Genomic DNA, 25,551 nt, shown 5'->3' on the forward strand with positions numbered 1-25,551 from the left:
CGCCTGTCTTTCTCCCTAATTCAATGGGCAAGGAAGACATGCGGTTTCACCTTGCCCAAGCAATTTCCAATCTCTGGGAGCCTTCCACCCCCCCCCCCCCAACAGCAGACGGCCATCAATTCCTTCTCAGGGACTGATGGCCGTTTGGCGAATCAGAGACCGCTAGATGCTGCTGTGCTTGGCTTCCACGCCTTCACCAGACCTGGACCTTCCCCCGGACAGCAGGGTGGCGGAGAGGAGGGCCACGAATCCCAGCATCAGCAAGACCGAGACTGACACACCGGTCGCAGCCAGAACCGGTACGGGCTTCGGGACTCGTTTGGGGACCTCGGCCGCCGCAGGGGTTGTGGCCGGCTTCGGTCTGGACGCTGGCACGGGGGCAGGCGTAGGCTTAGGCCCAGGCACCGGTGCGGGGGTAGGCGCGGGTGCTGGTGCCGGTGCCGGGATGACCGGCTCATCAACATGAAAGCTGTTGATGAAGGTCACCTGCTGCGGGTCACCGGCACCAATCTCCACCTGACCGTCAGTAGTGCTTCCCATACTGCTGCTGTCTTGAACCTCGGTAGACAGGGCACCGGCGTTCTCTGTCTGCCGAATGCTGCAGATACTGCCCACTGGCACGGAATCAACCACATAGGACCCCTGCCCATCACCCTGTTTGAGGTCGAAGCTGTGGCTAGCCTCGTTCTTAGTCAGGTCGACTGGGCTGCCTTCCACCAGGCAGGAGAGCCCTACCGTGTAGTGGACTGCCGGAGTAGGTCCGTAGTTCACCTTGGTCTTCTCCGTGATGGTCAGTGGCTTGCCGACCTGGAAGGTGTTGGTGACCGCCATCTTGTAACCGGTGCTGGGTCCAGCGATATTGTCCAGCTTCAGGACCCTGTCCTTGCCGTCTGCCTTGACTGGTGTCTGCCGGGCCGGCAGCTTGCCCCTTCGCCGGAGAGGAGGGGACTGGAGAGGCCGGCTGCTGGGAGACCGGGGCCGCCGGCGGGATCACACCAGGCTTGGGAGTGGCCGGAGTCAGTGAGGCAGAGGCGACACCGATGATGGCATCAGTCTTGCTGGCCCCCTTGGCATTGTGCTCAGAGACCCGGCAGCTGATACCGATGGGCAGGTCCTCAAAGACATGTTCGTCACCGTCCGCCAGTTCGAACCGCTCATGCAATCCCTTGCGGCTGCCCAGGGAGCAGTCAGCACCGAACCCGTAGGTCTGATGGGAGTCGATGCGGCCGGTCTGGTCCTGAACTCGCTTACTGACCTTGACCGAGGTGGCCTTGAACCCGACCTTGAGCCGGCCCTGGGGCTTATTGCCGTCGTCCTTGGTGCCAACGACGGTCTGCACGCCGTTGGAGACGTATCCGTAGCCTTCAGCCAGCTTGCTTTCAGTGGCCTGACCATAGCGGTCCTGCTGCTCCTGGTAGCCGTCGGGATGGTAATCCATACCGGTCACCTGGCAGGTCGTACCCAAGAGCAGGACATCCACAGTGGACGAGAAGGTCTGGTCCACTGCGGTGAACTCGCCCATGTTCACCGTGCCCCGCTTGGCGCCGTCGTAGCCAGCGGGAGTCCAGCTCGGCCCCTTGCAGGCATAGGAGACGGCGAACCGGGCCTTATTGATGTGCCAGTCAGCCACAGGTTGCTGGTCCTCATAGGACAGGTGCATGGTGTAGGAACCTTTGGCGACCTTGGTCTCAACCGGTACGGACTCCTCGGCGGAGCCCCAGATGGAGCTGTCGCTGGCCCGACCAATCACAGCTGCGGAATTGACGATGGCATCACCCTCAGCTGCCTTGGCCGGTACGCGGACCTTGTATTCCAAAACCACGTACTCACCGGGCTTGAACCTGGTGCCATCGGCCCTGACGGTGAACTTGATGGCCGCCGCGGTCAGCCCCTGGTCATCACCCTTCCATATGGCACCATGCTGCGCACATACCAGCCGGCCTGTCTTCTCCTCGGAATCCTAGAGCGCGCAGGGGTCTGTCGCCGAAGTGTATTCCGTCTTGGCACTGACATCGTCACGGGCACCAAGCGCCTGCACATCCTGGTCCGCGAGCACACGGGCCGAACCCTGGACGTACTCCGGGGTGATGGTGGTGCCCCGGAGGGCATCGACCACCGTTACCTTGTCGTTGACCATGGGCAACTCGTCCACCACCCGGAAGGACTGAGTATCGGAGCTACCAGCGTTGTAGGCCTTGATGCGGTAGGTCAGTTCCTCCCCAGGAGTCGTCTGCCGGTGGCAGGGACTCTTGACCCAGTCGGAACCGCCCCAGGTTATTCTGTTGGGCACGTCGCAATCGCTACCATCGGGCAGGGTGTCGGAGAACCCGCCGGCATCGACGTATTTCTCCAGTTCCGTCTTGGCCGCCTGGTGGGTTTGGATCCTGACCTGCACCTTGCAGGAACCTGTTCCGGAAAAGTTCCTGTCGCAGACAGTTTCGGTCGTGCTGGAGGGCAGGCCGGCCTTGGACTTGTCCGCAGCCACGGTGATCTGATTGGTCTGAGTGGCGGCCTGACCAGTTCCCACCTGGAGTGGCAGCTTGATGACCAGACACTCCCCCGGCTCAAGGGTCATGTTCCCCCAGGTCCAGGTCATGGTCTTCACCGTGTTACCTGTTGAACCCACGACGAGGGCGGGCCTCACCCCCTTGTAGCGGCTTGGCGCGTAGGCCACCTGCCACAGGCGCGAGTGTAGACCAGTTGGTCGTCCAGGTAATCACGGATGGCTGGGTTGTATATGGTGGCCGTGTCAGCCCGCTTCTCGTTGTCGAGCACCAGGTAGAAGTTTAGATAGTCGCCCGGATACCCATAGGATTCGGTATCACCTATGTTGGTGGCCGGATCGTAGTTCTTTACGAACTTGTAGGCCTTGGGGTAGCTGAACCCTAGGGAGACGATCATATTCTACTCAGCGCAGGCGGTGTCCATGATCTGGGCCAGGCCACCGGAGACCTGGAGCACAAGCTACCCAAAGACACTGATCGGGACCCACCAGGTCTACCGGCTCCCATCCATATGGGTGGGTTCTCCGATGGGTGCCTTGTCCGTGGACTTGGACCGCAGACTGGCGCGAAGACGGGATTCAATGGTCACGACCGCGCTATCGCCGGCTTCGATCAGACCCGAATCCGTAGGCGTGCCTCCAATGACCTTCAAACGGAGCCCTGTGATCTCTTTGGCCGTGATGCCCGCAGGCAGGGTCACCGCCCCAGAAGTCACCTTGAACCACTTGGTCCACTTGCCGCCTCCTACGGTGCCCGGGGTGTCATCCGTACGTAAGGTCATGTAGGCCTGTGATGGATCGGGGAGCTCAAGCGACAGGGTCTGGACATCGTTGGTGTCGAAGAAGGAGTTGGGCAGCAAGCTGTAGTTGGGGGTGTCCTTGGGCTGCTGGCTCAGATCCCAGACCTGGGCCTTGACCGCAGGTGGGTTGTCACCCAGTTCCTTGGCTGTGGATAGCTGAAGCTGATCAGCACCGGCGTTGCCGGTATTGGTCACGCTGATCCTGCTGGTGTAGGTCGGCCGCTGGTCTCGGGCCACCTGGGAATCCCCGGCTTCCTCGACCTTGGCCCCCACGTTGTAGCGGGTGCCTACAACGAAGACCGAGGCTGCGTACAGAGGAGAAGCGGTGTCTTGGACCGCCTTGCCCTTGTTGGTCGTAGTCTCAATCGGGGATGTGGGCCGGGCCACAGCCTCCTGCCCCATGCCATCCGGGCCATCCCCGTTGATGCAATCCTTGCCGTTCCACTTGGGGTTGACGGTACAATCCTGCGGACCGGTGATGGAGGCGCCGGCATCAAGTGAGAAGGGCGGGGAGACCACATACTCGTTGTAGGCACCGGGATTGAACACATGGCCGCTTTGGGTGAAGTCGTAGCCGGTTGAGGCGGACCTGACCTTGTCACGAAGCTCGTTTTCCAAGACCAGGATGCCCCTGTTGTCGCTACTGGATTTGATCAGTTGGCCGGGTGTGGAGAAGCTGAGAGTCAAGCCCACGACCTCGTCCAGCTTGATGCTGTCAGGAATCCGGGATGTTGATGACATCGTCGGCCGCGACCATCTTGCCTCCCTTCCACAGGTAGAACTGCAGATGGGCGTCTGCCTTGTGCGCGTCATGGTCAGCCAGTGAGGGGTATTCGATCTTCGTCAGCCCATTGAGGGTGACCAGCTGGAAGGGGTTGCTCGGGGACAGATCACCTCCAGCTGACTGAGCGCCAATGCCCACGCTTGCGTCCTCCGGAATGGTCTTGTAGGAGCTTCGTGGGCGCTCGATGAGGATCATCTCCGTATGTCCCATGTCTGCGTTGTACACGGGATCACCGTCATTGACCATAGAATTGCTATGGGCGAAGGCGCGGTTCTCGCGGTCCTCATACCAGTGTTCAGTTCGTCGTTCGGCGAGGAACCAGACAGGTGCGGGTAGTTGTCAGGGTTGACGTCCTTGCCTGCCACCCCAGCGATGCCGTCAGTCAGAGCGGTCTGGCGCCACTTGACCTCACCCGCGTCGATGCTGCAGACGACATCGGCCGGTAGGGTCTCACCCTTGCCAGGTGTGATGGTCAGCTGCAGGCCCACGATTTGTTCCAGTGGAAGGCTGGCGGCATAGGGCTGCAAGGTTACGGTGCTGGGACCGTCAACCTTGTCCACCACCCAGATCTGGAGCTCGCTCTTGCAGGTGACCGCCCCAGAGGAGAGCTTGCTGCTGCAGGTTATGCCATTGGGCTTCAGAGAGGTGAGTTTGGCGAAATTGAAGAAGTCATCTTTGAGTGATCCCAGGCCATAGCCGTTGGAACCCACCTGGATGGGATCCGACAGGACCAGCTTCTTGGCGCCACGTGTGTCTTTGTATCAGTGCTCCGGCTTTCAATGGTGAAGGACAATTTGTGCTGATGGTAATCCTGCTGTCCATAGCTCTTGCCCCGGCTCCAAAAATCGCCGGCCTCGTTCTTTCCGGTCGGGGCATAGGTGACCCGGGGACTGCCGCTCGGCTTGGAGGATGCACCGACGCCGAAGGCGGGCTTGGTGAGCATCTCCTGGGACTGGACCGGTTCAATGTCGCCGGACTCCGCTCCGAAGGAGGCTGTGGCCTTGATCCTCGCTTTCATGGGCACCGCTTGCTCGTAGCGCTGCGGCGTGGAGATGTCTCTGCTGTCACTCAGAAGCTTGTCGCGCAGGGTCTCTTGTATACCAGGGACCCCTTGCAGCCATTGGTGGTGCAGCCCTTGGGCATGGGTGAGCCGACGGTGGCCGTGAAGCTCAGGGAGAGTCCGGCTACCCTATCCCAGCCCACACCGGCGGGGAGGTCAGGCAGAGCGGCGCCCCGGCTGATGGTCTGTGCCGACAAGGTCACCAGCTGGTGGGCATTGTCGTAATAGCTCTAGATGACTTTGGCCTTCTGGGCACCTTGAGGCCAAGTCAGTTTAGGCTTAGCGGTAATGGCGTTATAAAGCAGCGCTTCGCTGCCATCACTGGGGGCCCGCAGGTCAAGGGAGGTCAAATCAACCGGACCGGCATTATAGAAGTGCTGGGTCAGCGTCGTCGGCTCTTGGGAACCGCTGACCGCCTTATTGTCATGGCGTATGTCAGAAGTCCACTCCTGGTCGAGCTGGGGCACGGGGACCAGGGCATCAACACGAATATCCCGGAAATACGGCATCGGCCCCGCCGGAGTCTCTCCTGTCGTGAAGGAGGCTACGATGTCACCGCCGTCAGTGTAGTAACTTTGACGTTGCTGGGCGGTCACGACGGGCTCGCTCTTGCCCCTCAGGGTCTTGCGAAGTTTGAAGGAGGCCAAGGAGCTCACGGTGGATTGGGCCTTGACATTGTCGAAGGTCAGGACGTAACCGGTCACACCAGAGCAGGCTGCGGGAACCTGGGCCTTGGCACCGGCCTGGGTGGCCGTGAAGTCGGCGGGAAACTGCTGGTCCCCGCATTGGTAGATTACGGTGCCCTTGCCATAGCTGGCAGAATCGAGACCAGCAGGCAGGGCCATGGTCAGATATTCCAGGTCGAAGGCATCAAAGACATAGCTGTAGCCAGGTTGCAGTGCACTTGCGGACGGTTCCGTCAGAGTCAGCTTGGCACTGGCGTTGGATTGGATCTGAAGTTGAGTCAAGGAGCTGATATCGGCGTCGCTGTCCACAGCTACATGATCGACCTCCTGGCCGTTGAGACTCCACTTCGTCTTGCTCAACTTGACGGCTGCATTCTTATGGTCCACTTGGATAATCGGGATGCTTGTGGAGCCGAAATCCTAGCTGCCGCTGTTGGCCCAGGCACCATCCTTGGTGACGCTGCCAAAGTCTGGATGGAGGTCTCCTTGCCGTTGTAGTCATCGTAGATGGTGTTCTCGGCAAAATTCAGAGGCACCATGACGGCGTTCTGGGGCTCAATGAGATTGTCCCAGTCCAGGGTGACCTCATTGGTGGTTCCCGACTCCTGATAGCCGAACCGGACCCCTGCGGGCACCGCTATGCCGCCGTTTTGCTGGCCTTGGACAACGAACTGCTTAGGGATGGTCAGCTTTGCGGTACCTTGCCGCAAGCGCTCTCCTCGGCCCCCGTGGCCGCCGGGCAGCCCATATTGACCACCAGGTAGAAGACGGATTTGCCTGTCTCCACCTTGATCTTTCCGGAATGCGCCGGCAAAGGATCAGTGTCGGCATTCACCAGCTGAGCCGAGAAAGTCGCCTCTGGACCCACTGCGGCGTTGGCTGTTACTGGCACGACAATGCCCTCCATCAACGTTGCGGCTGTTGCAAAGAAACCCAGTAAGGCTTATCAAAATCAGTGCGCCGAAAAGACGCGCAAAATTCGCGTGTTCAATTATTCCCCCATCACTGTGCTACAGACCGACACCCAGAAAGGGATACCACAATCGACATTGCACCTTGTGGATTCTCAACTTCTTAGGTGTCATTCCTTTCCCACGATAGCAGTACCGTTGATAGTGTCTGAATGAACCCTTCAACTATGAGACCAGCGACCGTCCCATGGTCATGCAGACAGTACCAGGTCTGACTCCAGCTCGGCGGAAGAGATCCTAGGCAAATAGCTGTTTGAAGATGAAGGCACCGCCGATGGCGCCCATGATTGGTGCGACGACCGGTATCCAAGCCTCACCCCAACGGGACGAACCCTTATGCGCAATGGGCAGGAGCTGGTGGAGGATGCGGGGCACCAGATCGCGGGCCGGGTTCAACCCGGGACCAGTGGGCCCACCCAGGGAAGTGACCAATCCCCAGACGATGAAACCGACCACGATCGCTGCGGAGGCCTTGTTTTTGGAGCCCCAATCCCCTTCCAGGCAGCAGAGGGCCCCCAAGACCAGAATCAGAGTGCCGATGAACTCGTTGATGAAGTAGTTGCTGTTGGAATCGGAGGCATCCGTGGTGGTGAACGAGGCGAGGATGGCCTCAGGACTTTCGGTCTGTCGGTAGTGGGGGTAATAGGCTGCATAGACCAACAGCTGACCGACCGCCGCACCCAGGAGCTGGGCGACGATGAAGGGAAGGACCTGATTCCAGGGGAACATTCCGTTGACCGCCTGCGCGATGGTCATGGCCGGGTTTATCTGAGCGCCTGAGATGGCTCCGAACATCAGTACCGGGAACATCACACCGAATCCGTAACCCATAGCTATGGTCAGCCAGCCCGAATGGAAGCCTTTGGTTCCCTTGAGCTCCACATTGGCCACGGCCCCATTGCCGAAGACCATCAATATCGCCGTGCCGACGAATTCCGCCGCGAGTTTGGTCATCAATGCGTATTCCATAATCGTACCTGTCTGTGTAGTGCATCATCACTGATGGCTGTATAGGCTGGCGGTTCGGCAACGATGCCGGCCACCTGCCTTCCATTCTATGGGAATATGCCCAACACCGTGACCATTCGCCAATCAAGCGGCTAGACAGCCCTCAGGAGAGGTGGTCCGCCAGGTAACGACCGGTTACCGATTGGCTGTCGGCGGCCACGTCCATGGGACTGCCGGCGACCACGATGCTGCCGCCTTCCTGGCCTCCGCCAGGCCCCATGTCGATCACATAATCGGCGTTGGCGATCATGTCCAGGTCATGCTCGATGTAGACTACCGTGGCGCCTCCATCCACCAGGCGTTCCAGGACTCCTATCAGGGTCCGTACGTCCAGGGGGTGCAGGCCGGTCGTCGGCTCGTCCAGCACAAACAGCGTGCTGTCCTGACGTTTGCCCAATTCATTGGAAAGCTTGAGCCTCTGGGCCTCACCACCGGATAAGGAGGGCGTGTCCTCCCCCAGTTTCAGATAACCAAGACCCAGGTCGCATAGGGTCTTGAGGGCCCTACCGATTCGTTTGTCGAGGGTTGATATGGGCCGCTCGAAGAGCTTGAGCGCCTGGCTGGCGTCCATATCCAACAGTTCGGGCAGGTTCACGGCAGCCGGGTGGGCTGCGGTCGTCAACCCTATGGTCTTGACCTCGTCCCGGTAACGACTCCCCTGGCAGACCGGGCAGGTGATCGACACGTCAGGCAGAAACTGCACATCCAGGCTGATTTGGCCGGTCCCATCACACTGGGGGCAGCGCAGGGAGCCGGTGTTGTAGGAGAAGTCAGACAGCTTAAGTCCCTTGGCCTTGGCTGTCGGGGTGGCGGCAAAGGCCCGGCGCAGCATATCCATGACACCGGTATAGGTGGCCACGGTGGACCTTACATTGATGCCGATTGGGGATGAGTCCACCAAGCGGACACGGTCGATGCCGGCCGTGTCAATTGAGTGGACATGGGCCGGAAGTAACTCAAGGTCGTTGGCCGCCTCAATGGCGGGAATCAGGGATTCAAGGACCAGGGTGGTCTTACCGGAGCCGGAGACACCGGAGACCGCTGTCATGCAACCCCGCGGAATGGCAACGTTCAAGGGGTGGACCGTATGGATGGGGCCGGTGGTGAGATGAAGCCAGTCCCCGCCTGCCTTCCGAGCCGATGCTGTTGCTGAGGCTGCCGGCTTTGCCTCAGTGGCGGTTGATGCCTCTATGTCAGCCGGCCGCCCATTTGACTGCCCGGTAGGCAATGCTTGCGCTTCCCCATTATCGGGCACATTGGCTCCCGAGGGTATATGAGGCGGTAGGGTCCGACGTTGCCGTACCAGCACCGGCTCCTTGCCAGCCAGAAAACCGGCGATGCGGGAATCCTTATTGGCCTGAATCTGCTCCGGACTACCCTGGGCAATGATCTGACCCCCTAGGGTTCCCGCGCCGGGGCCCATCTCGACGAAATAATCGGCTGCCTTCAAGACGGTGACGTCATGGTCGACGAAGACCACGGAATTGCCGGCATCAAGCAGGTCCCTCATGACACCTATCAGGCCCTCGAGGTTGGCGGGATGAAGGCCGGTCGAAGGCTCATCGAGGACATAGAGGACACCGGTGGTCTCGTTGCGCACAGCCCGGGAGAGCTGGGCCCGTTGCCGCTCCCCCGTTGACAGGGAGGCCAGGGACCGATCCAAGGTCAGGTAGCCCAAGCCAAGTTGGATCAGGCGCCGCCCCATATGCTGGAAGGCATCGACTAGGTCCTGGGCCATGGTCCGCATGTCCGGCGGCAATCCATCCGGCAGGGTCCTGGTCCAAGCCATCAGGTCCTCCAGGGAGCGGGCGGTGGTCTGGGCCAGGTTCTCGCCCTGAATCAGCGGGTAGCGGGCCTCCTGACTGAGCCGGCTGCCGCCACAATCGGGGCAGGTGCGCTCGATGAGGAACTTGGATACCTTGGCCAGACGCTTCTCGTCAGTGGCGCGTTTGAGCTCCTCGGTGACAGTGAGACGGGCGTTGCGAAAGGTAAAGTCCAAATCGTGGACACCCTTGATTGAGGTGATGGTGATGTGCTTCTTCTCCGAGGGCCCAGAGAAGACGATCTCCTTCTCATGGTCAGTCAGCTCCCGCCAGGGAACATCGGTGCGCACACCGAATTCCCTGACAATGTCTGGTTGCACATTGAAGCCGAAGGTCCGCCAGGGCACCACGGCTCCCTGGTCTATGGTCAGACTGTCGTCAGGAACGAGTGCGGCATCGTTGACGTCCCGAACCGTTCCGGTGCCCTGGCAGGTCGGGCAGGCTCCCAGGGAATTGAAGGCCAGTTCCTCCGCGGAAGGGGCTTGGACCTGGGTTCCGCATGTTGGGCAGATGATGGGCATCTCGGCGGCCACCTTGATGGTCGGCTCCTGGTAGTGGCCCTTGGGGCAGCGGTGGGAGGCAAGGCGGGAGAACATGAGCCTGAGGACGTTGAGGAGCTCGGTGGAGGTGCCGAAGGTGGACCGCATCCCGCCCACACCCGGTCGCTGCCGCAGGGCCAAGGCCGGCGGCAGGAAACGCACAGCATCGACCTGGGGCTTCTCCGCCTGGGTCATCCGCCGGCGGGTGTAGGTCGACAGGGCATCCAGATAACGTCTGGACCCTTCCGCATAGAGCACACCGAGGGCCAAGGAGGACTTGCCGGAACCCGAAACACCTGCGATGCCGACCAGCTGGTTGAGCGGCACTGAGAGGTTGATGTTCCTCAGATTATGGACCCTGGCACCCTCAATCTTGATGACCGTGGGAACCTGACCCGGTCGCCGCGAGACAGACCCACCATCATGCTCCACGGCCAGGCTGCGACGCTGGAGTCCAGGGTTCCGCCCCTTCGTGGCTGATGGATCTTTCAGATCATCATGCCTATCACTCTGTTGCTTATTCACATGTCCCATTATGGTCACCAACCGGAAGACCAGCCGCCAGTCGGCTCTGCGCCGAAACCTGGCCCCCACCCACCATCATCCCCTCTCAGGACCATCCCAAACACTCAACACCCTCACACCTCACCCCGGCACCCATTCATCACACCCCAACCGGACAGCACCCTACTCTCCTAACCATCTACCTCACCCCTGGCTCACCCTCACTGCCCAACATCCCCCTACCCCTGGGTCACCCTCCCCTCCCACCATCCGCACCCTCAGAACCTACCAAACGATATTTGTCCGAATTCCCTCAGGACTTTGCCGTCAATGAGGAATATTGGACAGAAAATGGCAAATTTTGTCCAATATTCCTCACGAGTTGGCCGTTAATGAGGAAATTCGGACAGGTGGTGATGTGAGGGAGATTGAGGGAGCTGGCTGGGCAGGGCGGAGGAATGAGGGATATGGGATAGGAAGATGGGACGGAGGAAGAAGGTAGGAATAGGCCAAAATAGAGAGAAATGATGAGAGTAAGGAATAGGCCGAAATAGGGATACCTGATGAAAGGAGGGAATGAGTCGAAATAGAGATAGGTGATGAGGGATGGGAAGGAGAAACCGAGGTAGGAGGTGTGAATAGGTCGGAATGGGATACGCGATGAAAGGAGGGAAGGAGACGAGTTGCGGTCAGTCTTCTCCGAAGACCTTTTGGGCCAGGTCGAATGCGGACCAGGCCTTGGGCCAGCCTGCGTAGAAGGCCAGGTGGGTGATGAGTTCGACCATCTCGTCCTTGGTGACGCCGTTGGTTCGGGCTATACGCATGTGGCTCTCCAACTGTGGAAACAGACCTTGGGCCATGAGCGCGCTGCAAGTGATCAGACTGCGGTCACGGGCCGGAAGCTTATCCTCCCTGGACCAGACCTGACCGAACAAGACATCATCATTGAGTTCCGCAAAGGTAGGGGCAAATTCGCCCAGTTGGTCGCGACCAGCGGTTTGTTTCTGCATCATGATTCCTTTCCTTGCACTACTGGGTCAGGGCTCCAGGGCCTCATACTCCTCATCGGTGACCGGTTCCAGCCATTCGGGCGTGCCTGCGGTGATGGCCAAGTGGGCGAACCAGCTGTCTTTGGCCGCACCATGCCAGTGCTTGACACCATCATGGACCACGACCACATCGCCGGGTCTCAGCTCGCGAGCGGACTGACCCTCCTCCTGGTACCAGCCGCGCCCGGCTGTGGCCAGCAGTATCTGGAAGCCATCATTATGCCTGTGCCAATTGTTGCGGCAGCCGGGCTCGAAACTAACGTTGCCCACACCTACGTTGATATCCGGATCAGCGACTAAAGAATTGAGATAACTCCGACCGATGAAATATTGACTATAGGCGTCATTGGCATCTCCAATGCCGAACGTTGCAGCCTTGACTTCATCTGCGAATCGTCCTTCACCTTGAATCATATTGCCTCCTTATTGCATGGCACTGACTGAGCAGGCCCTCTCTTGCGTCGGCGCGTGCCTGACTTGCCGATAGCCCCGAGGGGCTGCGAATCCTGCCTCTGTGCCGTTATGGTAGAGCCGCCGGCAGCATAGGTCCAATGCCTGTTTGCTGACCAATCAATGCCTTTTAGGCATGAGGCCAATTGCCGCGATGGGCATGACTCCGAGATGATTCGCCTGACAGCGCGTGGCGCACACCCTTGCTGAGCCGCACTTGGAGGAAAAGCTTAGCCGCAGCAGCATGCTCATAAGGAGGGTCCGACTTCAGGAAGAAACGGGAGCTGACAGAGATAGGGTTACGTAATGGAACCACACGTAGGCATGCCGGGGCCAAGTTACGGACACACAAGAGGACCAAGTCACAGATATACAGGGAGACAAGCCATGGAAAGAGAGGAGAAAGAGGCCGCAGACACACAGACCGGCACAACACCAAACCATGCAACCCAACCATGAACACACAAGGAACCAAATCACGGAGGTTCAGGAGCACAAGTCGGGGAAAGGCAGGCGGATGACCCACAAGTAAGGGGGACCAAGCCATGAACACGGGTGGATCAACCTACGAACACATGAAAAACCGAAGCCCAAAAATATAGGAGAACCAAGCAGACAGAGGCGCAGAGGACGAATCGCAGACGCATGGTTGGGCAATAGTCTTCATGGGCCTCTTCTGGCTCTCCCCGACCGAATCGCAGACGCACGGGTGGGCCAGCTGTGTAGACACGGTCAAACTCAACCATGAATATGCAGGGGGGGGGGGGACCCACTTGGGCACTCCCCTTCCCCGATGTCAGAGATACTTGGGGTCAGCGACCTACACGGAAGGGGGCTGACTTCTTCTTGCTGCCGGAGTGACGGAAGCCGCCGGTCCTGCGACCAGACTGTACCCCGCCATAGTTCCGCTTGCCCCTGCCGCCACGGCCACCCTTGTCGTAGTAGTCGCTGCGACCGCCATGCGAGGCATGAGAATTGTGGGAGTCATTCGATTCATAGGAGTCACGTGAACCGCGGTCATCAGGAGAGCCGTAGGAGCCGCGTGATTCATATGAATCGCGGTTGCGGCGCGATGAGCGACGGTCACGGGAATCAGCGCTGGATTGGAAGCGGTCGTCGCTGCGGCCCGATTGATGACGACGAGACTGGCCGGCATGATCGGTACGGTCATTGCTGTCGAAGGAACGGCCCGTATGACGGTCATCCGACCGACGGCCTTGGTAACCGCGCTTGCCGGACCGTGAGCCATCACGGTCGGAACGGCCTTCCGCGTAGGAATCGCCACGAGCGAAGTCACCCCCGGAGCTGCGACCGCGACCATCACGACCCCGGGATGAGCCGCCGGAATGGAAATTCCGGTCCTCCCGCGAGAAGCGCCCACGCCCTTCGGATCGGGAGCCGCCACGGCCACGATTCTGGCCACCGTGACCACGACCGGCCTTGGAATTGACCACGGGAACGGTCAGCGTCCAGCCCTTGACCAAGGGGGCGTGCTCCCCCACCAACTCCTTGAGAATCGGCGAGCCAGGAACCACTTCCTCAGCCTTGACCTTGATGCCGGCCTGGCGCATCATGGACCTGGCTCCCCGCTGCTGGTTGGGCAGCACCAGAGTCACCACATCACCGGTCTCACCAGCGCGGGCGGTGCGGCCCGAACGATGCAGGAAGGACTTGGAATCCTCCGGCGGCTCAGTCTGCACAACCAGGGTCACATCGGAGACATCAATACCGCGGGCAGCCACGTCGGTGGCGACCAGCACACGGACCTGGCCATCGGTGAAGGCGCCCAGGTGGCGGTCTCGCTGGTTCTGCGACAGGTTACCCTGCAGGTCGACGGCCGGGATTCCGGCATCCACCAGTTTCTTGGCCATCTTCTGCGCCTGGTACTTGGTGCGGGTGAAGAGGATGCGCTTGCCCTTGCCGGAGGCCAGCTCGCGAATGACCTCATACTTGTTGCCTTGGGATACGGAGAAGACATGGTGGGTCATGGTGTCCACATGGGATTCGGCGGAATCGACCGCATGGACCTTGGCATCGTTCAGGAACTGACGGACCACCTTGTCGACCCCGTGGTCGAGCGTGGCGGAGAAGAGCATGTGCTGCCCCTCGGGGGCGACCTGCTCCAGCAGGCGCTGGACCGATGGGAGGAAGCCCATGTCGGCCATCTCATCGGCCTCATCCAGGACCGAGATCTCAACTGACTCCAAGGAGAGCATGCGCTGGCGCAGCAAATCCTCCAAGCGACCGGGGCAGGCGATGACGATGTCGGCTCCGGAGCGCAGGCGGCTGACCTGTCGGCCTTGCTTGACGCCGCCGTACACGGTGACGGTGGTCATATCGTAGGCCTTGGCCAGGGGGGTGATGACCTCATCAATCTGGTTGACCAATTCACGGGTCGGTGCCAGCACCAAGGCCCGGGGGTGGGGCAGCATGGCCTTGGAGCGGGAGTGTGAACCGCCCTGGGCCTGAATGCGCTCGAAGTCCTTCATTGCGGCAGCCGAGGGGCTTTCGCCAGCCAGTCGGGCCACCAGGGGCAGGGAGTAGGCCAGGGTCTTGCCGGACCCGGTCTGACCACGGCCCAGAATGTCGCGGCCAGCCAGGGAATCAGGCAGGGTATCAGCCTGGATGGGGAAGGCGGTCTTCTTGCCTTCGGCGGCCAGGAGGCGGACCAGGGGCTGCGGAACGCCCAGTTCAGAGAATGCGGGGGCCTGGTCGGCCTCCAGACCGGACTCCGAATCGGCGGCATCGAAAGTGTCGGCGGTGGTCATGGACGACCCGGGGAGGGATGAATCTTGGAACAATTCGGCTTCACTATCGACATCAATGAAATTATCAGCATATACAACAGAATTCGGCACAATAGCCTTTCAAACAATGAAGCCTGCCTTGTCTTCTTGTTTGGCGGCTTCTCTTAACCTATTCAGTGTATCCGGGCAGCTGGACCGGCCCTTCACCAGCAGCCCAGGGATGGCGTACCCTTATGAAACGAAAGCGGCCGATACCGAGGAAGAGGAGCCAGCAATGGAACAAGCGATTATGCGGTCTAGGGCCTTTCTCTCACGCGTGTCCAAGGAGGCCAAGCCGGAGGATGTGCAGGTGGCCCAGGACCTCAAGGACACTCTGGTGGCTCATGAGGAGAACTGCGCGGGGCTGGCGGCCAACATGATTGGCGAGAGCAAGCGGATCATCGTCTTCAAGGACGAGCTGACCGGCGGGCTGGCCACCATGTTCAACCCCAGCATCATCGAGAAGGACGGGCCCTATGAGACCGAGGAGGGTTGCCTGTCCCTGGATGGCGCCCGCCACACAACCCGCTACCAGCGAATCAGAGTGACCTACCAGGACCACAGGTTCCGCGAGCGCACAGCCACCTTCATCGGCTGGACCGCCCAGATCATTCAGCACGAGATCGACCACTGCATGGGAGTGCTGATCTAGCAACGCCCGTCAGTGGACCCAGGCAGAAATCGGTGGGCTGCAGACGGCGGACCACAGACAACAGACGGCGTACGGCAGGCAACAGACCACGAGCGTCAGCCTCAGCTTTGACGACTCTCCCACTGGCGGCGGATCAGGCAACGGATGGCCTGGTCCCGGTATACCTCGCCGGGCAGGAGGGGCAGACGGACATGCTCGGCGATACGCACCCATTCCATGCCCAGCTTGTCCATAACCCGTTCGGACTTGTGGTTTTCAACATCGTGAACCCCGTAGATGTCCGACAATCCAAGGTCCTCAAAACCGTGACGTAACAGTTCTTTGGCGGCTTCAACCGCCAGCCCTTGGCCCCAGTAGGGCCGCCCTATCCAGTAGCCGATCCCCATGGTCCGATCAGGTGTGCAGCCATCGGGCCACACTGTGTTGGAGGGGGTTTTAAAGGACATGGAACCAACGATATGACCGGTCTCCTTGAGCACCAGCGCATAGCTTTCCGGCCGGGCCAGCACCTGGTCGATGACCTCGGCACTTTCCTGCACGGAGCGGTGGACTGCCCAACCTGCTGAAGGGCCAATCTCCGGGTCCTGGGCGTAGCGGTAGAGGTCCTGGACATCATCAGCATTGCCGATCCGCCAAGGTCTCAGCAGTAGACGCTCCGTTTGCAGACCGGACTCATCCGCCACCTGATCGCTGGCGGCAGGGGACTGCGACTGCTCCGGCAATCCGGGCATCGGCCCAGCTTCATCTTGGGATTTAGACCCCTGTATCTTGTTCATGACTTACACCCACATTCATGTCGCCCCTGGTGATCCAGGCCCCGGAACCCCGACCTGCCGTCACTAATCAATTGCCCTTGATTCTACAGGCGCAGGGCCCCCAGCGAATCATTTATCCCATATACTGTCAAACATCCCAGTAAGCCGGCCGCAAACCCTGTTGCTTCCACCCTTGCCCCTGCCTCCCCCCGCTGAACTCGGTCACCCTGCTCCGCTAGCATGGAGGGCGGAGAAAACATACTGCATTCGTGGCTTCAACACGGTTGTACAAAGAGACCAGGCCTGCGGAAGGCCCATAGAAGAGGAATCGAAGTTGGCTGAATTCGTATATCAGATGATCAAGGCCCGCAAGGCCTACGGCGACCGGGTGATTCTGGACGACGTGACCCTGAGCTTCCTGCCCGGCGCCAAGATCGGCGTGGTGGGCCCCAACGGCATGGGTAAGTCCACCCTGCTCAAGATCATGGCCGGCCAGGAGTCCGTTTCCAACGGGGAGGCCAGCCTGACCCCCGGCTACACGGTGGGCATCCTCGAGCAGGAGCCGCCCCTGGATGAGGACAAGACCGTGGGCGAGAACATCAAGATGGCCTTCGGCGAGATCGCCCAGAAGGTGGACCGTTTCAACAAGATCGGCGAGGAGATGGCCGACCCGGACGCCGACTATGACGCCCTCATGGCGGAGATGGGCAAGCTCCAGGAGGATATCGACGCCGCCGATGGCTGGGATCTGGACTCCCAGCTGGAGCAGGCCATGGATGCCCTCCAGTGCCCAGACCCGGACACCCCGGTCTCCGTGTGCTCCGGTGGCGAGCGCCGCCGGGTGGCACTGTGCAAGCTGCTGCTGGAGGCCCCCGACCTCCTCCTGCTCGACGAGCCCACCAACCACCTGGACGCCGAATCCATCCTCTGGCTTGAGCAGTTCCTCCACCAGTACAAGGGCGCCGTCATCGCCGTCACCCACGACCGCTATTTCATGGACAATGTGGCCGAGTGGATCTGCGAGGTCGACCGTGGCCAGCTCTACCCCTACAAGGGCAACTACACAACCTACCTGGAGACCAAGGCCAAGCGTATGGAGGTCCAGGGGGCCAAGGACGCCAAGCTGGCCAAGCGGCTGAAGAACGAGCTGGACTGGGTCCGCTCCTCCCCCAAGGCCCGTCAGGCCAAGAACAAGGCCCGTCTGGAGCGCTACGACCAGATGGAGGATGAGGCCAGAAGGTCCCAGAAGCTGGACTTCTCCGAGATCCAGATTCCCGCCGGACCCCGCCTGGGTTCCCAGGTGCTGGAGGCCGAGCACATCCACAAGGCCTTCGGTGACCGGGTACTGATAGACGACCTATCCTTCACCCTGCCCCGCAACGGCATCGTGGGCATCATCGGCCCCAACGGCGTGGGTAAGTCCACCCTCTTCAAGACCATTGTGGGCCTGGAACCCCTAACATCCGGCAAGCTTTCTGTGGGCGACACGGTCAAGATCTCCTATGTGGACCAGAACCGCGAGGGCCTGGACCCCAGCAAGAACCTCTGGGAGGCCGTCTCCGACGGGCTGGACTTCATTGATGTGGCCGGCGTGGAGGTCCCCACCCGCGCCTACGTGGCCTCCTTCGGTTTCAAGGGTGCCGACCAGCAGAAGATGACTGGGGTCCTCTCCGGCGGCGAGCGCAACCGCCTCAACCTGGCCCTGACCCTCAAGCAGGGCGGCAACCTCCTCCTGCTCGACGAGCCCACCAACGACCTGGACGTGGAGACCCTGGAGTCCCTGGAGAACGCCCTGATCGAGTTCCCAGGCTGCGCCGTGGTCATCTCCCACGACCGTTGGTTCCTGGACCGGATCGCCACCCACATCCTGGCTTGGGAGGGCGACGACGAGAACCCGGCCAAGTGGTACTGGTTCGAAGGAAACTTCCAGGCCTACCAGGAGAACAAGGTCGAGCGCCTGGGCGAAGAGGCTTCGCGCCCCCACCGCCTGCACCGCAAGCTCACAAGGTAAGGACTGAGTGCCTGATCCTGTTGCCTGGCTGGTAATAACGGGACATGGCATTGACAGAACAGCGCTTTGAAGGGACACAGTGAGGAGGGCCTGCCGGCATGAGTTGTCGGCAGGCCCTCCTCACTAGGTGCGTATTGGTTTCACCGCAGACATGCTGCCGGTTGCATGCACTGCTGGGCCGTAAGCTTGCTGTCGTTGACACCGATCGGCACCTGGCCAGACCGCCGGCCAAGCAGTCACCCTCCAAGCTCGTCACCGGCGGCGGGTATTGATATTCCTCAACAGCTACCCCATGGTCTGCCCAGAGCCCAGAATGCAGATGAGAGATACCAGACAGTGAACATTCCCCAGTAAATGGAGTGCATACCTATAGACTGATACCCGGTAATCGTTACTCACACAGATAGAGGCCGGGCAATGACAGCAGACAACGAGGGAGCCCAGACCATGGGTCAGGTTCATGAACACGCAAGGCAACAGTCCCAGGAAGCCACTCCCCTTGAGCACCTGGTCCAGGTGTTGAGTATGGGGCAAGGGCAGGCCGAGGGTGCCCACACCTCCATCAGTGGGCAGAGTATCTACTTCCCTACCGGTCGGGTTTACGGGGGTCAGGTCATCGCCCAGTCGCTGATGGCTGCGGCACAGACGGTCGACGGTAACCGCCTCCCTCACTCGGTGCATGGCTACTTCATCTCGGTCGGCAACATCGACCAGGATCTGGACTTCGACGTGGAGAACCTGCGTGATGGGCGTTCCTTCTCGGCACGACGGGTCAATGTGACCCAGGAGCAGGGGGCCATTCTCACAGCCATCGTCTCCTTCCAGGAGCACGGGCAGACCGGTGTGGAGTTCGCCGACCCCATGCCCCAGGGCCTGCCGGACCCGGAGGAGCTGACCTCGGCCAAGGAGCTGATGACCCCTTACGCCAAGCAATCCGCCTTTGCTGACTATTACGCCGAACAGTCACCCTTCGACATCCGTCACGTGGGCGGGACCGTCATGCTGGGACCGGACAAGGAGGCGTCTGCAGAGGATTCGGGTAGCCAGATGGTCTGGATGAGGGCTGATGGGCACGTGGATGTTGACCAGACCATGCATAGGGCCATCATGGCCCTGGAATGCGATCAGGTGATGATGGAGCCGGTGCTGCGCAGGGCCGGTCTGAGCATCGCCACGCCCGGCATCTTCTACGCCTCCATCGATCATTCCATGTGGTGGTACCAGGATGTGGACGTGAACGACTGGCTCCTGTACGTACAGGACACCCCGGTGGCTGCCCATGGACGCGGCCTGGGCACAGCCAAGGTATACAACCGGAAGGGTGAGCTGGTGGCAGCCATCAGCCAGGAGGCCATGATCCGCGTGCCCCAACGGTAACCTGCCGCTGCGCCCACTCAATTGCATGTGCCCGCCAGGAGCCAATTCAGGCTTTTCGCGGGCACTAGCATAGGGGCCTTTCGTCTGTCCCCACCACCTACAGCCTCCAGGACTCACATGGGCAGGGCTGGCACGGCTGTGCGGCAAGTTGAGCCCATAGGCCACTGACTATTGGACCATGGCATTCTTGGTCGGGTTGCAGCCTCACGTAAGAAAATGCGCCACTGGGCTGCTGCGCGCACAGCGGCAACACTGGAACAGCCCTATAGAAAGTATGGGCTAGCTCCTGGGCCGGTCTCGGGAATCATGACGAAGCTTGCGATAGTCGCCTGATGCGGCATCAGTGGCGATGTCCAACTTGCGGCGGCGCTTCGCTTCCTTGACCTTGGGATGTTCCGGGCCTTCGGTCGGGGGTAGCTCACAGAGCTTTTCGCCAATGATGCCGATGACCATGTCAATCAGACAGACCACCAAAGCCAGGGCGCATTCCATGATGGCCCTCTTATAGTAGGGCGCATCCAGATGGGGCAGGCTGACCAGGATCTGCCCGCCATACCAGCCGGTCAGGGCTGCTCCGGCCAATCCCAGGGCCTTGGCGCTGACCAGCGTGTATACGGCCTTGGCGGGGTCCATGCCGCTCCGCCGCTTGGCTGGTTCGGTGGTGGCATACTTGTGGACCTGCAAGGCCAGGACCAGAATGACGATGCCCATGATCAGGAGCACCATGGAAACCATCCAGGGGGCACCAATCAGGGAAAGGGCGAAGCGCTCTGCCGCCATGGCTATGGCAAGACCAGCCAGCAGGCCGATGACCAGGGCCAGCAGGTAGTACCACCAGGGGGTGCGACGGACTTTCATAAGGTCTCTCCAATGATCCAGTTGGCGGACAGCAGGCCCACCCGGTCCGCGTCAGGAGCCATGGCCAGCAGGTAGGAGACCGGATCCGGGCCCAGGCGGGCATCGGGGTCCATATCCAGCCAGGGTGCCAGCACGGCGGCCCTGTGCCTTGCCTCCTGCCAGCAGGGACCACCATGGGCAGGGCTGGTATCAGCCTCGCCACCCTGCATGTCGACCAGGTGCAGACTCAGGGCCCCCTCATGGGCCATTTCAATGGACTCAAGGGTTGCAGCCAGAGCAGGAGCCGCCTGGTGGCTGCTGACTTGCAGGACAGCCGACATGGCATCAGGACCATCCAGATTCGATACATGGTACAGGGGTGAGATGCCGTCCACCTGGTTGCCTGGGATGGCATCCAGGGACACAATGACCGAACGGAAGATCTGCTCCGCCTTTGGGGACACGCTACTCATGGCGATGACGGCGGACCCGGCGATCCGAGGACCCGAATCGGCAGAGGCGGCTTGACCCTGGGCAGCCGATGCATCTGCGGTACCATCCTCAAGCGCGGCTGCTGATTCGGCACGGCCCGGCATATGTGGCAGACGCCGGCCGGCAGGAAAGACCTGCCCACTTGGGGCCTGGCCAAAGGGTAATCCGGCTTCCGAGAACCCCTCTTCATCGAGGTCCTGCGCGCTTCCACCATCGACTGGGGCAAGCGTGATGGTGAGGTCCCTGACCAAGGTATCCATGGTAGGCAGCCGAGGATCATCACAATGTACAATCAGGTCGAGATGCAGGTGGGGCAGGAGCTCCTCCGCTGGGATCCCTTCGGCACCCTCCAGGGAGAGGGTCACCTGGGCCTTGACCCGGCCGGCCACAACCCCAGAGGCCGATCGTGGACCTAGTCCCTGCGCCTCATGCTCCTTCACATCCCACCTCCATCATTCACCGGACTTGACGCCCAGTGATTGCCTGAGCCCCTCGGGGATCTCGACGGGGGGCAGGTCCGAATCGGGCCGGCGGTCGTCGGAAAGCCAGAGCTTGCGCTCGGGGGCCTTGCGGATGGTCGAGAAGAGCTCGGCGAGTTCCTGGGCATCCAGGGTCTCCTTGAGGAGGAGACGGCGGGCCATCTCATCAAGGATGTCACGGTTCTGGTTGATGATCTCCCAGGCCTCGTCGTGGGCGGTCTCCACCAGCTTGCGGACCTCCTCGTCGATAATCTCGGCGGTCTTGTCCGAATACTGCTTGGGCTTGAGGCTGTCGGCGTCGGACTGGGCGTCAGCGGAATCCCACTTGATGGCACCAAGCTTGGAGGAGAATCCAAACTCCAGTATCATCTTCCGGGCGATGGCCGTGGCCTTCTCGATGTCATTGGAGGCACCGGTGGTGGGGTCATGGAAGACGATCTCCTCGGCTGTACGGCCACCCATGGCGTAGGCCATCTGGTCAAGCAGTTCGTTGCGGGACTCGGAGAAGCGGTCCTCGGTGGGCATAACAGCCGTGTAGCCCAAAGCCCTGCCACGGGGCAGGATGGTCACCTTGGTCACCGGATCGGAATGGCGCAGAGCTGCCGCCACCAGGGCATGACCGCCCTCGTGGTAAGCCGTGTTGCGCATCTCCGCCAGGGCCATGCCCTTGGACTGGCGCTTGGGTCCCATCTGCACCCGGTCGATAGCCTCATCGATGGCCCGGTTGTCGATCAGCTGAGCACCAGCGCGGGCGCAAAGCAGGGCGGCCTCGTTGAGGACATTGGCCAGGTCGGCACCGGTGAAGCCGGGAGTGCGGACGGCGACGGTATGTAGGTCAACACCGGGCACGAAGGGCTTACCCTTGGCATGAACCTTGAGGATGGCCTCACGGCCCTCCAGGTCGGGGGCCTCCACGGCGACCTGCCGGTCGAAACGGCCAGGCCGCAGGAGGGCCTGGTCGAGCACGTCGGGTCGGTTGGTGGCGGCGATGATGATCAGGTTGGTGTCGTTGTCGAAGCCGTCCATCTCGACCAGAAGCTGGTTGAGGGTCTGCTCGCGCTCGTCGTGCCCACCGGACATGCCTGAACCGCGCTTGCGGCCGACTGCGTCGATCTCATCAATGAAGATGATGGCGGGGGCGTTCTTCTTGGCCTCCTCGAAGAGGTCGCGCACACGGGAGGCACCCAGGCCAACGAACATCTCGACGAAGTCCGAACCGGCCATGGCGTAGAAGGGCACTCCGGCCTCGCCGGCGATGGCCCTGGCCAGCAGGGTCTTGCCGGTTCCAGGAGGGCCATACAGGAGCACGCCCCGGGGAATGCGGGCACCCAGGGCCTTGTACTTGGAGGGGTCCTTGAGGAAGTCCTTGATCTCCTCAACCTCCTGGACGGCGGCCTGCTCACCGGCCACATCGGCGAACTTGGTCGTGGGGGTCTGACCCTCCAGCAGCTTGCCGTTCCCCTTCTTGCCGCCCACGCCCATGATGCCGCTGGCACCGCCAGGCATCATCTTGGACATCAGGAACCAGATGAAGCCAAGGAAGATCAGGAAGGGCACCACGGAGATCAACAGGTTGGTCCAGATGCCGGACTCCTCGATGCTGGAGGTCCAACCCTTGCTGGGCTTGGCGTTCTCCACGGCTTTGGATACCTGGGGCCCCTGGGCCTGCGCATAGTAGAACTGGACGTTCTTCCCGTAGTTGATGTCCTTGCCCGTTTGCGGATTTCTCTTGCTGAAGTCCTGGGACAGCTCCAGGGTCACCTGCTGCTTGTTGTCGACGATGTTGGCCCGGACGACCATGTTGCCCTTGCTGGCATCGGCCTGGTGGGTCGCGCTGAGCTGGGCCTTGGCCGACTCGCTGTTCTTGTCGCCGTCCTTGTTCTTGTCCGTGCCCTTCCGGTCGTCCTTGCCGCCCTTGGCGATGATGCTGTCATAGGACTCGCAGATTCCCTGCTGGCCCTTGTTGTGGACCTGGCAGGTGGACTTGAGCAGTTGCAGGCCATCGACGGTGTCGATGGTCTTGGCGCCCGGCATCTTGAACATCATCACGGACGCCAGGATCAGCAGCACCAGGATGGCCGCCCAGAGCCAGGAGTTCTGCCAGACGGGGCGCTTATCGTCCGGGCCATGTTTTCCGTCCTTGCCTGGCCCCTTGTCGTCCTTACGGTTGAAGGGATTGGTGAAGGGGTTGCCGTTGCCTGGCCTGTTATTCCCCTGGTTGCCGCCACCCATGGGCGGGAGCTGCTGGGGACCTTGAGGGTAGGTCATGCTTCTTCTCCTTGGTAGACTTCCGGTCTCAACACCGCTATGGAGTCAAGGTTGCGGAAGCGTTCGTCATAGTCGAGCCCGAAGCCGACCACGAATTCGTCGGGAATCTCAAAACCCTTGTATCTTACGTCCACTGCCACCTCGCGCCTGGCGGGCTTCTCCAAGAGCACGAAAACATCGACCGAGGCCGCCCCGCGCCCTTCGAGTTCCTTGACCAGCCAGTCCAACGTATGGCCCGAATCGACGATGTCCTCGACGATCAGCACCCTGCGGCCCTTGACATCGGTGGTCAGGTCCTGGCGGATGCTGACGGTGCCTGTGGAGACGGTGCCGGAGCCGTAAGACGATAGGCTCATGAAATCCATATCCGCCGGAATGCTCAGATTCATGGCGACATTGACCATGGTGTTGACGGCTCCCTTAAGAACCCCTACCAAGAGCAGATCGCCCCCACGGTAATCATCGCTCACCTGCCGGGCGACTTCTGCAATCTTGTGTTCGATCTGATCCTTGGAAATCAGTTCGTGATCAATTTCTTCTGAGATGTCCGCGATTTGCATATTACCTATATTTGCACAGATGAATGACGTGTTTCTGACGGGCTGCTGAATATCCGCTGGGAAGGTGTATGGGACCTTGGCCGTGCCAGTTGGCTATGAGCTGGTCTATGGCCTCGACATGCCGAGAGAGCACAGGCAGTCCTAGGGCCAGCATGGTCTTGGCGATGACCCGTCGCCGCATGGCTGGGTGCTGGGCGGCCAGCCCCCTTGCCTGGATGCTGGCTGCCTGCGGACCGGCCGACGTAGGCGCTGCGGTTGTGAGCTTGGCACTGTTCGGAGAGGTGGTTGGCGATTGGGCAACAGAGGCCAGCGGCTCAAAACCCACCAATCTCACCATCAGCTCCTGGGCCTGCTGCTCCAGGTATTCCTGGTCCTGGGCAGCCAGACTGGCGCTATGGGCCAGGTGTGAGGTCAGATCTCCCCCGAAGAAGTCCTCCATATATGGCAGCAGATCGTGGCGGATCCGCGAGCGCAATGGGTAGTCGACGGGTAGAGGATGCCCCGCATCAGCACCGTCCCCATTGCTGGGGTCGTCCCACCATTCCAGGCCCAGGTCTGAACAGATTCCTGTGGTCTCCTCCCGGGTCAGCCTCAGGAAAGGACGGGCGAAGGAAACCCCGTCGAGCCGGAAGCTGGCCGGCATGCCGGTGATGGAATCCAGGCCCGAGCTGTGCATGAGGTCCATGAGCACGGTCTCGGCCTGGTCGCTCTTGGTATGTGCCAGGAGCACCAGGTCGGCTGTTTTCGCCTTGGCCGCCTGGACCAAGGCCTGGTAGCGCGCCTGACGGGCGGAGGCCTCAAGTCCGGATCCAGCTTGCGCCACCCGTACGGTCAGCAGCTGGACCGGGTCCAGGCCAAGGCTCCGGCAATGTTGTGCGCACTGGTCGGCCACCTGGGCAGATCCCTCCTGAAGGCCATGGTCCACAATCAGGGTGCCGGCACGCAGGCCCAGGGAGGCACAAACAGTGGAGGTCAGGGCCGCCAGGGCCATGGAGTCGCGCCCACCTGAGCAGGCCACCAGGACCAGGGGGGCATCCGGCAGAGGTTCATGGCTGCCGTGCTGGGCGAAGGCGGGGTCCTGCAAGCCCAGGCCCTGGCTTTTCAGGCAGCTCTTGAGGTCGCCTATGGCGGTGCGCAGACGGGAGGAGTATGCCATG

At 61.0% G+C, this 25,551-nt stretch carries 25 protein-coding genes; 3 read left to right on the forward strand and 22 right to left on the reverse strand.

Features of this window, described 5'->3' with window-relative positions:
* Nucleotides 1-162: 162 nt before the first annotated feature.
* The 16 genes from CRD60_RS09310 to CRD60_RS07035 form a co-directional block, all read right to left on the reverse strand.
* A complete protein-coding gene (locus CRD60_RS09310) occupies nt 163-717 on the reverse strand; it encodes a DUF5979 domain-containing protein (protein WP_113860569.1) in 555 nt (184 codons plus the stop codon).
* On the reverse strand, nt 689-1,822 hold the full coding sequence (locus CRD60_RS08825; protein ID WP_161522209.1) for a DUF5979 domain-containing protein: 1,134 nt from the start codon (nt 1,820-1,822) through the stop codon (nt 689-691). The genes CRD60_RS09310 and CRD60_RS08825 overlap by 29 nt, the downstream gene beginning before the upstream one ends.
* Nucleotides 1,823-1,960: 138 nt before the next feature.
* Nucleotides 1,961-2,596 carry a hypothetical protein gene (locus CRD60_RS06970; protein WP_236630903.1) on the reverse strand — a complete coding sequence of 212 codons (636 nt, stop codon included), beginning with the start codon at nt 2,594-2,596 and terminating at the stop codon, nt 1,961-1,963.
* Between the two features lie 44 nt (nt 2,597-2,640).
* On the reverse strand, nt 2,641-2,901 hold the full coding sequence (locus tag CRD60_RS06975; RefSeq protein WP_113860572.1) for a hypothetical protein: 261 nt from the start codon (nt 2,899-2,901) through the stop codon (nt 2,641-2,643).
* A gap of 96 nt (nt 2,902-2,997) precedes the next feature.
* Nucleotides 2,998-4,044 (reverse strand): hypothetical protein, encoded by a 1,047-nt coding sequence (locus CRD60_RS06980; protein ID WP_113860573.1) that lies wholly within the window; start codon nt 4,042-4,044, stop codon nt 2,998-3,000.
* Nucleotides 4,019-4,297 (reverse strand): hypothetical protein, encoded by a 279-nt coding sequence (locus CRD60_RS06985; RefSeq protein ID WP_127975668.1) that lies wholly within the window; start codon nt 4,295-4,297, stop codon nt 4,019-4,021. The genes CRD60_RS06980 and CRD60_RS06985 overlap by 26 nt, the downstream gene beginning before the upstream one ends.
* Complete coding sequence (locus tag CRD60_RS06990; protein WP_113860575.1) at nt 4,279-4,797, reverse strand: hypothetical protein; 519 nt, start codon at nt 4,795-4,797, stop codon at nt 4,279-4,281. Before CRD60_RS06990 ends, CRD60_RS06985 begins: the two co-directional genes overlap by 19 nt.
* Nucleotides 4,798-5,155: 358 nt before the next feature.
* A complete protein-coding gene (locus tag CRD60_RS08670) occupies nt 5,156-5,344 on the reverse strand; it encodes a hypothetical protein (RefSeq protein WP_127975669.1) in 189 nt (62 codons plus the stop codon).
* Nucleotides 5,345-5,377: 33 nt separating this feature from the next.
* Nucleotides 5,378-6,193: a hypothetical protein gene (locus CRD60_RS07000; protein WP_113860577.1), complete on the reverse strand. Its 816-nt coding sequence runs from the start codon at nt 6,191-6,193 to the stop codon at nt 5,378-5,380.
* Complete coding sequence (locus CRD60_RS07005; RefSeq protein ID WP_113860578.1) at nt 6,190-6,543, reverse strand: hypothetical protein; 354 nt, start codon at nt 6,541-6,543, stop codon at nt 6,190-6,192. The genes CRD60_RS07000 and CRD60_RS07005 overlap by 4 nt, the downstream gene beginning before the upstream one ends.
* The gene (locus CRD60_RS07010; RefSeq protein WP_127975670.1) at nt 6,519-6,725 is read right to left on the reverse strand and encodes a hypothetical protein; all 207 of its coding nucleotides are present in this window, start codon (nt 6,723-6,725) and stop codon (nt 6,519-6,521) included. The genes CRD60_RS07005 and CRD60_RS07010 overlap by 25 nt, the downstream gene beginning before the upstream one ends.
* A 316-nt stretch (nt 6,726-7,041) precedes the next feature.
* On the reverse strand, nt 7,042-7,773 hold the full coding sequence (locus tag CRD60_RS07015; protein WP_113860580.1) for an MIP/aquaporin family protein: 732 nt from the start codon (nt 7,771-7,773) through the stop codon (nt 7,042-7,044).
* Between the two features lie 142 nt (nt 7,774-7,915).
* The gene (locus CRD60_RS09185) at nt 7,916-10,606 is read right to left on the reverse strand and encodes an excinuclease ABC subunit UvrA (protein ID WP_407923183.1); all 2,691 of its coding nucleotides are present in this window, start codon (nt 10,604-10,606) and stop codon (nt 7,916-7,918) included.
* 761 nt (nt 10,607-11,367) lie between these two features.
* Complete coding sequence (locus CRD60_RS07025) at nt 11,368-11,691, reverse strand: carboxymuconolactone decarboxylase family protein (RefSeq protein WP_113860581.1); 324 nt, start codon at nt 11,689-11,691, stop codon at nt 11,368-11,370.
* Between the two features lie 24 nt (nt 11,692-11,715).
* Nucleotides 11,716-12,141, reverse strand: coding sequence for a cupin domain-containing protein (locus CRD60_RS07030; RefSeq protein ID WP_113860582.1), 426 nt, complete (start codon nt 12,139-12,141; stop codon nt 11,716-11,718).
* 848 nt (nt 12,142-12,989) lie between these two features.
* Nucleotides 12,990-14,945: a DEAD/DEAH box helicase gene (locus CRD60_RS07035; protein ID WP_113860583.1), complete on the reverse strand. Its 1,956-nt coding sequence runs from the start codon at nt 14,943-14,945 to the stop codon at nt 12,990-12,992.
* Between the two features lie 253 nt (nt 14,946-15,198).
* Between CRD60_RS07035 and CRD60_RS07040 the strand changes: the two genes are divergently transcribed.
* A complete protein-coding gene (locus tag CRD60_RS07040; protein WP_113860584.1) occupies nt 15,199-15,615 on the forward strand; it encodes a peptide deformylase in 417 nt (138 codons plus the stop codon).
* A gap of 101 nt (nt 15,616-15,716) precedes the next feature.
* On the opposite strand, the gene CRD60_RS07045 is transcribed toward CRD60_RS07040, so the two are convergent.
* Nucleotides 15,717-16,391 (reverse strand): GNAT family N-acetyltransferase, encoded by a 675-nt coding sequence (locus tag CRD60_RS07045; protein ID WP_236630899.1) that lies wholly within the window; start codon nt 16,389-16,391, stop codon nt 15,717-15,719.
* A gap of 313 nt (nt 16,392-16,704) precedes the next feature.
* Here CRD60_RS07045 and ettA point away from each other — a divergent pair, with 313 nt between their 5' ends.
* Nucleotides 16,705-18,381, forward strand: coding sequence for an energy-dependent translational throttle protein EttA (gene ettA, locus CRD60_RS07050; RefSeq protein ID WP_113860586.1), 1,677 nt, complete (start codon nt 16,705-16,707; stop codon nt 18,379-18,381).
* A gap of 447 nt (nt 18,382-18,828) precedes the next feature.
* The gene (locus CRD60_RS07055; protein WP_113860614.1) at nt 18,829-19,758 is read left to right on the forward strand and encodes an acyl-CoA thioesterase; all 930 of its coding nucleotides are present in this window, start codon (nt 18,829-18,831) and stop codon (nt 19,756-19,758) included.
* Nucleotides 19,759-20,037: 279 nt separating this feature from the next.
* Here the strand turns inward: CRD60_RS07055 and CRD60_RS07060 are convergent, their stop codons facing one another.
* From CRD60_RS07060 to tilS, 5 genes are read right to left on the reverse strand one after another with little or no spacing between them, the layout of a single operon-like run.
* The gene (locus CRD60_RS07060; RefSeq protein WP_113860587.1) at nt 20,038-20,616 is read right to left on the reverse strand and encodes a DUF3180 domain-containing protein; all 579 of its coding nucleotides are present in this window, start codon (nt 20,614-20,616) and stop codon (nt 20,038-20,040) included.
* Nucleotides 20,613-21,527 carry a hypothetical protein gene (locus CRD60_RS07065; protein ID WP_113860588.1) on the reverse strand — a complete coding sequence of 305 codons (915 nt, stop codon included), beginning with the start codon at nt 21,525-21,527 and terminating at the stop codon, nt 20,613-20,615. Before CRD60_RS07065 ends, CRD60_RS07060 begins: the two co-directional genes overlap by 4 nt.
* Before the next feature lie 12 nt (nt 21,528-21,539).
* Nucleotides 21,540-23,834: an ATP-dependent zinc metalloprotease FtsH gene (gene ftsH / locus CRD60_RS07070; protein ID WP_330848984.1), complete on the reverse strand. Its 2,295-nt coding sequence runs from the start codon at nt 23,832-23,834 to the stop codon at nt 21,540-21,542.
* The gene (gene hpt, locus CRD60_RS07075) at nt 23,831-24,394 is read right to left on the reverse strand and encodes a hypoxanthine phosphoribosyltransferase (RefSeq protein WP_113860589.1); all 564 of its coding nucleotides are present in this window, start codon (nt 24,392-24,394) and stop codon (nt 23,831-23,833) included. Before hpt ends, ftsH begins: the two co-directional genes overlap by 4 nt.
* 1 nt (nt 24,395) lies before the next feature.
* Entirely contained in the window at nt 24,396-25,550 is a 1,155-nt protein-coding gene (gene tilS, locus CRD60_RS07080; RefSeq protein ID WP_113860590.1) for a tRNA lysidine(34) synthetase TilS, read from the reverse strand.
* Nucleotide 25,551: the final 1 nt, after the last annotated feature.

This window comes from Bifidobacterium aemilianum (genome assembly GCF_003315635.1).
Classification (GTDB): Bacteria; Actinomycetota; Actinomycetes; order Actinomycetales; family Bifidobacteriaceae; genus Bifidobacterium; species Bifidobacterium aemilianum.